6 protein-coding genes and 1 pseudogene are annotated in these 6,880 nt (G+C 30.3%); 5 read left to right on the top strand and 2 right to left on the bottom strand.

The window, feature by feature from the left end; genetic code table 11:
- Positions 1–353: 353 nt before the first annotated feature.
- Positions 354–842 (bottom strand): hypothetical protein, encoded by a 489-nt coding sequence (locus tag ACH2BG_RS09005; RefSeq protein ID WP_395047359.1) that lies wholly within the window; start codon positions 840–842, stop codon positions 354–356.
- Positions 817–1,737 (bottom strand): annotated as a pseudogene (locus ACH2BG_RS09000) (RHS repeat-associated core domain-containing protein); the annotation flags it as partial. The gene ACH2BG_RS09005 and the pseudogene ACH2BG_RS09000, both read right to left, overlap by 26 nt.
- Positions 1,738–2,029: 292 nt before the next feature.
- Between ACH2BG_RS09000 and ACH2BG_RS08995 the strand changes: the two are divergent.
- The 5 genes from ACH2BG_RS08995 to ACH2BG_RS08975 form a co-directional block, all read left to right on the top strand.
- The gene (locus ACH2BG_RS08995; RefSeq protein WP_395047358.1) at positions 2,030–2,464 is read left to right on the top strand and encodes a type IV pilin protein; all 435 of its coding nucleotides are present in this window, start codon (positions 2,030–2,032) and stop codon (positions 2,462–2,464) included.
- A gap of 1 nt (position 2,465) precedes the next feature.
- Positions 2,466–2,948, top strand: coding sequence for a prepilin peptidase (locus ACH2BG_RS08990; protein WP_395047357.1), 483 nt, complete (start codon positions 2,466–2,468; stop codon positions 2,946–2,948).
- A 2-nt stretch (positions 2,949–2,950) separates the two neighbouring features.
- Positions 2,951–4,354, top strand: coding sequence for a GspE/PulE family protein (locus tag ACH2BG_RS08985; protein ID WP_395047360.1), 1,404 nt, complete (start codon positions 2,951–2,953; stop codon positions 4,352–4,354).
- Positions 4,355–4,356: 2 nt separating this feature from the next.
- Positions 4,357–6,276 (top strand): type II secretion system protein GspD, encoded by a 1,920-nt coding sequence (locus tag ACH2BG_RS08980; RefSeq protein WP_395047356.1) that lies wholly within the window; start codon positions 4,357–4,359, stop codon positions 6,274–6,276.
- Positions 6,276–6,880, top strand: a 605-nt coding sequence (locus ACH2BG_RS08975) for a hypothetical protein (RefSeq protein ID WP_395047355.1), incomplete at its 3' end; no start/stop codon positions are given. The genes ACH2BG_RS08980 and ACH2BG_RS08975, both read left to right, overlap by 1 nt.

Genomic DNA, 6,880 nt, shown 5'->3' with positions numbered 1-6,880 from the left:
TTCTCAATATATTTACTCTAGTGCAAGTAACTATGTTTTAGATAAAGGATTGCTACCCATTGAAAAAGCAGACAATCCTATAGTTGATGTTTTAAATTTTAATACTTTTGTTAGATATAATGAGTATTGATTTACTTATGTCTGCGAAGTCAGAGACATTCGAATTTGTTAAAACAAAAAAGCAACAATTTTACTTGTTGCTTCTTTTTATTTAATTGCTGCGAGGTCGGGAGACCATCGCAGAGCCGTTCTAACTTTATTCACTCTTCGCAGAGCGGAGGGGGTAATTCCTTGATATTAGTCTTTATTATTTTAACACTCTCTATAAATAATGTTTATCTTCTAGTAGATGTTCAGCTTAATGGTATTCTTTTTACAACCTTATATTTGTTAAAATCTATTACATCACAAATCTCAAAACTTTCGAAATAATCAATATTACCCTTTATAATAATTTGTTTTTTTTCAATTTCTACCAAAATACCCAATTCATACCAGATATAAGGACCTGGACGGCTCTTATAATGAGGATAAATATAAATGTATTCTTTATTATCTTTCTTTAAATAAACTAAATAGTAATAATACTCTACATTCTTAAATTGATAAACAGCTTTTTTATTTAAAAATAATTTGTCCTTGTAAAAATATAATTTAACATTATAATCGTTTTTAAAATAAATTGAACCTTTACTATTTATATATCTCAACGAACTATCTTCTATAAAAGAAGTTTTATCATTAGAATAATATGTTTTTTCGCATTTACCATCTTGTGCAAACGATTTTAGTACAAAAATTAATAAAATAAATACTTTATTTCTTAGGAAGAACTTTTTCATAAGTAATTGCTTTAAAGGTATGTCTCCTATATTTTTTTCCGACAGCTTCAAAATAATGATCAGTTACAGTCTTTATTCTTGCATATACTTTGTTGGTGCCTTTTTGTTTTAAATCTTGATAAGTCACTATACTTCCTTTTTTTTCAATTTCTGCTTTTCCTTCTTCAGTATATAATTTATCTCCAGAACCTCTCCAATTGTTATATCCTTCATCTGTTATAGTTCCTAATTCTGACCCGATAACTGATTTAATTGCTGCAACCATTTTAGGCTTACTATTTAAATCAATTGGGTTTTTTCTTACTAATGCAAACGCCCGTGCATTAGCTCCTTCATACGTCCCATCAAAATAGCTTGGATACAAACATTTAGCAGGTGTTCCGTGTAGCATTGTAGCTTTATACATTGCTTCTTCAGACTTAAATGCCTTAGGACCATAACCAGATGTTCCAGATTTCCTCAAATTTCTAATAGCCATAGCATATCGATTAGTATATTTTCCTCCACCTTCACCATAAACCCAATTAGACCTATTTAAAAATTCAGTATAATTTAAACCTAAAGTAGTATTTGTTTCAGAAATAATTACAGATGCAGTAGCTGATTTATCTGATCCCCATCTTTGAAATATTCCTTCATTTGAATAATATGCCTCTAAACCATCTAAGTCAATTGCCCAAATAGGTGTATTACTAGCAAATTGATAAGGAGTTAATTCAGGATAAAATTCTGCTAATGGGTCAACATTGAAAAATCTTCCAATTCTAGGATTGTACATTCTCATTCCATAATCTTCAAAGTTTCCTTCGCCCATTATTTCATTATCATTCTCTTTGCCATTGAACCCGTAACGGTATGACCCTGAGTCACCATGCCTGTTAGGCACCAGGGAACCAAAAGGATAGTAGTTATTGTTTGCTTAGCACTAATAAACACAATAACTAACATTAACTATAAAATCACTATTTTTGCACTTTATGGCGTTTTTTGACACTTTTTGGGCATAAAAACCAGTAAAAAAAGAACGTATTATTCATTACAAATCTAACGAAAAAATGAATAAAAAATCAGTAAAAAAAGAACCTTTTTTAAATCTGAATCTAGTAAATATTACGAGCTGATTTTTTAACAAAAAATCTATTGAATTTCAAAAAAAAATGAGTTCTTTGCATTCAAAATTTTCTTTTATGAAGAAGCTAGTTGTTAAGCAGTTACAAAATATAAAAAAAGCATCGGTTAAAGCTTATTCTTTAACGGAAATTTTAATTGTATTGTGTATTATCGGAATATTATTGCTTATGGTATTACCTAATCAGACTTCGGTTATTGGTCAAGCCAAAGCGATTGAAGCGCAAGCCATGCTTAATCAGGTATATGGTTTAGAGAAAAGTTATTTTTATCGTCATTCAAAATATTCTAATAATTTAGAAGAAATAGGCTTCGAACAAGAAGCTACTGTTGACGAAGGTGGACAAGCAGTTTATAAAATTGAAATTATCGAAGCTTCGAGCGATTCTTTTTCTGCCAGAGCAACTGCCACTTCCGATCTAGATAGTGACGGAAGCTTTAATACATGGGAAATAGATAGCAAAAAAATGTTAACCGAAGTAACTAAAGAATAAGTTGAATTTAGCTATTATAGGTTTGTTACTTTGTTTGCTGTTGGTGTTTTTTCAAGACTGGAAATACAGACACATCCACGTAGCTTTACCCATCGTTATCTTCTCTTTATCTTTTTATATAATACAGCAGCAAAGTAATATTGTGCTTAAAATAATAGGCTACAATATTGTTTTCTTCTTAATCACGTTAAGTGTACTAACAATATATATGAGCATAAAAAACAAACAATTTCTAAACCCTTTTCAAAACTATTTTGGTTTGGGTGATTTGTTGTTTTATATAGCCATTACGCCTTTGTTTTTACTTCAAAAATATATTTTATTCTTTATACTATCTATGGTTTTTGCTGTAGCTATGCAATTGGGTTTAAAGAAAATTATAAAGCAAGAAACGGTTCCTCTAGCGGGTTTTTCGGCATTATTGTTAATTATGGTAATTCTAAAAGATACTTTCTTAAATTTTCAAAAAATGACAATGCTATAATGATGAGCGAAATTATAGTACTTCCCGAAAACCAACACAGCATTTCGAGCGACTTAGCCAACCATTACAGGATATTACCTAAAATGATTTCTAATGATACTTTAGAATTGTATGTTGATGCGTCTAATAACAATCAAAACGCAAAAGACGAATTAGAACTTTTTCTAGGAAAGAATATTGTATTTACTTCGATTAATGCCGAAGAAATTGAAAAAGGACTCTCGCTTTATTACCGAAAAGAAAGACAAGAAAGCTCTAATAAATCTTTAAATATAGACAAAGGTGATTTTTTAGAAAATTTATTAGTTGAAGCAAAATCGTTAAAGAGTAGTGATATTCATTTCGAAATTTACGAAGAGTCATCAAGAATTCGTTTTCGTATTGATGGTCAATTAATAGAACGTTACAAAGTAGAAAAAGAAAATTATTTAGAGCTAGTTAATAAGATAAAGATTAAAGCAAAATTAAATATTACCGAAAAGCGTTTGCCCCAAGACGGAAGAATTACAACAGAGGCTTTTGACATCAGAGTTTCTATTTTACCCACATTATTTGGAGAGAAAATCGTAATGCGTTTGTTAGGTCAAGATGCTTCCGATATCGATTTGAATACATTGGGTTTTCAAAAAGAAGAATTAAACCACTATCTGCAAGCAGTAAAAAAACCTAACGGAATCATTTTAATTAGTGGCCCAACTGGTTCTGGAAAAACAACAACATTGTATGCAACACTAAGATTATTAAACGATAGTCGTAGAAACATAGTTACCGTTGAAGACCCAATCGAATATACATTAAAAGGAATAAACCAAGTACAGCTTAAAGAGGATATTGGTTTAACCTTTGCTTCGGCACTAAAATCATTTTTACGCCAAGATCCTGATGTTATCATGTTAGGAGAAATTCGTGATTCCGAAACAGCTTTAATGGCAATTCGAGCTTCACTAACTGGGCATTTAGTATTATCAACGATACATACCAATTCTGCTATAGGAACCATCTCAAGATTGATTGATATGGGTGTTCCCTCCTATTTAATAGCCGAAACTTTAAATCTTTCGTTAGCACAACGATTGGTTCGAAAACTTTGTGACAATTGCAAAAAAGAAGTCGATGCACACAGAGAAGATTTTCCGATGAATTATCATTTTCCGTATGAAATTACTAAATATAACAAACCCGTAGGTTGCAACAAATGTTTTCATACAGGTTACAAAGGACGACGTGCCATTTATGAAGTCTTAACGATAGATAACACCATTGCAGAAGCAATAAAAAACAATACCATTACTAAAATATTTAGTAATGATGAAAATTACAAATCACTTTCGGATAAAGCTTTTGATATTTTAGCCGAAGGAGAAACCTCGCTAGAAGAAATATATTCTATTTTAATTAACGTATAATAATGTTTAAAAAAATCACTTACATACTCATCAGTATACTATTCACAAGTTTTGCTTTTGCCCAACAAGACATTAATGAATTAGGAAGAAAACTAGATGAATTGGCTATGCAAAAAAAAGGAATCAATGAGGTACTGAAAATTGATGTTTCAGGATTGTCATTGCATGATTTCATCGCTTCCATTGCTGAAGAACATCAATTGAATATCGATGTTGATACAGATTTGAATCAATCAGTAGTCAATAATTTCTTTGATGTTACCGTTAAAGATGTTTTTATTCATTTGGTTCAAAAATATGATCTGGAAGTCACTTTTATGAACAATATTATCACATTCAAAAAAAGAGTAATAATTAAGCTCATTGAAAAGAAACTCCCAAAAATTATCGATGTAGACTACAATCCGCAAAATGATTTTCTATCTATTAAATTAGAAAACGATTCGTTACCGTCAGTAACCAAAGCGATTATTGACAAATCTGGTAAAAACTTAGTGCTTGCACCAGATGTAAAAGCATTAAAGGTTTCTTCATATATCTTAAATCGTCCTTTCGATCAGGTTATCGAAATGTTATCTAAATCCAATGATTTGATTGCTACTAAAGATGAAAATGGTTTTTATTATATCGAGAAAAACAAAGAAGCAAATAATCCCAATGCAACTTCAAACAGTAATTCTCCTAAAGGTAAAAAAGCTAAAGTAAGAAACGACGAACCTGGATATTATGAAGTAGATCTGAATAAAACAGGATTTCTTTCTGTAAAGGCAAACGTTGCTGACGCTTCAGATTTATTGACAGAAGCCGCCGAAAAATTGCATATCAATTATTTTATGTACAATAAGCCCGAAAATGAAAAAACGACACTTTCGGCAGACAATATTACTTTTGATGAGTTGTTAGACAATATTTTTAAGGGGAAAAAGTATACTTATCGCAAACAAGATAATCTGTATTTAATTGGAGAACAGGCTACTGAAAGTTTAAGAAAAACTGAAATGATTCAGCTGGAAAACCGTTCGATAGAAGCTGTTCTTTCATCATTGCCTAGAGTTTTTACAGAAAAATTAGAAATCAAGGAATTTATTGAACTAAACGGATTAATTGTTTCAGGTTCAAGAAACGCTCTAGAGGAATTAAAAGTTTATATCAAACAAATAGACAAAGTAGTGCCAATGGTTCAAATTGAGGTAATCATTGCCCAATACAACAAAGGTCACGATGTGCAAACAGGAATGAAAGCTGGTTTAGACAAATTAAATAAAGTGCAAACAACAGGCACGTTATTCCCAACATCAGACGTTACGGTAAATGCTTCTTCTGTGAATAGTTTGATAAATGCTTTTAATGGTTTTGGAATTTTTAAATTAGGAAAAGTAACCGAAGCATTCTATGCCAACTTAAAATTATTAGAAAACAATTCGATTGTAAAAGTTGAATCAACTCCAAAAATAGCTACAATAAGTGGTCACGAAGCCAAGTTGTCTATCGGTGAAACGAGTTATTATTTTGAACAAACCAATCAGTTAATAAACAATAACAATAATAATGGAAATAACATATTAAATTCTGGTACATGGAAATCTACCGATGCTAATTTGAGTGTTTCAATAAAACCATTCGTTTCAACTGACGAAAATGTAACTTTAACTATTTCAGTAGAAAAAAGTTCGTTTTTGGGAAGAGCCGGAGAAAATGCGCCTCCAGGAAAAGCAACACAAAAGTTTGAATCATTAGTTAGAGTCAAAAATGGAGAAATGATTTTGCTAGGCGGATTAGACGAACTAAAAAGAGAAGATTCTGGTTCTGGAACACCATTATTGTCTAGAATACCTGTTATTAAATGGTTTTTTAGTAGTAGAAAAAAAGGAAAAAATAACTCTAAATTACATATTTTTATTAAACCTACGGTAATATATTAATGATAACTTATTTATCTAAAATAATAAAAATCAACAATCTAAATGTGGTTGGCGTCATTAAAAAAGAGAATGGCGAAAGCTTCCATGTGCTTACTATTAAGAAAAGCGGAAATAAAATAGATATTGTCTCAAAAAGAGCCTTCGAAACCTTTGACGATTTATCTAATAAAATAGATTTAAAATTGCCTGTACTTCTGGTTATAGATGGTAAAGGTATTTTAAACAAAGAAATCGATTTTAACAAAGAGGCTGATGTCAATTGGCATAAAAATATTGATTTTAATACTATATATCATACTAGTTTTAAAAGCGGTAATAATAATTTTATTAGTTTTTGTAGAAAAAATAGTATCGATGAAACTTTAGCAAAGTTTAAAAAAGCAACTTTTCAAGTAATCGATATTTACATTGGTTCTTTTTTGTCAGCGTTATTACACAATGCGATAAATAAAGACACAATAGTTTCTGGGGATTTAATTTTAGGTTTCGAAAACGAGAAATTAGTTAGTTTTACCAAACCCGAAGAACAAATAAAAAAAGAAAGTTACAATATTGGGATAGATACTATTTCAAGTAATATATTACCACTTTATGGAGCATTAAT

Origin of the sequence: Flavobacterium sp., from assembly GCF_043779715.1 — a bacterium.
Lineage (GTDB): Bacteria > Bacteroidota > Bacteroidia > Flavobacteriales > Flavobacteriaceae > Flavobacterium.
This window is presented reverse-complemented; position numbering and strand designations above follow the sequence as displayed.

What these genes read in the sequence shown, in the direction of transcription:
- ACH2BG_RS09005 (WP_395047359.1), bottom strand. Translation starts at nt 842, where the DNA reads ATGAAAAAGTTCTTCCTAAGAAATAAAGTATTTATTTTATTAATTTTT.
- ACH2BG_RS08995 (WP_395047358.1), top strand. Translation starts at nt 2,030, where the DNA reads ATGAAGAAGCTAGTTGTTAAGCAGTTACAAAATATAAAAAAAGCATCG.
- ACH2BG_RS08985 (WP_395047360.1), top strand. Translation starts at nt 2,951, where the DNA reads ATGAGCGAAATTATAGTACTTCCCGAAAACCAACACAGCATTTCGAGC.
- ACH2BG_RS08980 (WP_395047356.1), top strand. Translation starts at nt 4,357, where the DNA reads ATGTTTAAAAAAATCACTTACATACTCATCAGTATACTATTCACAAGT.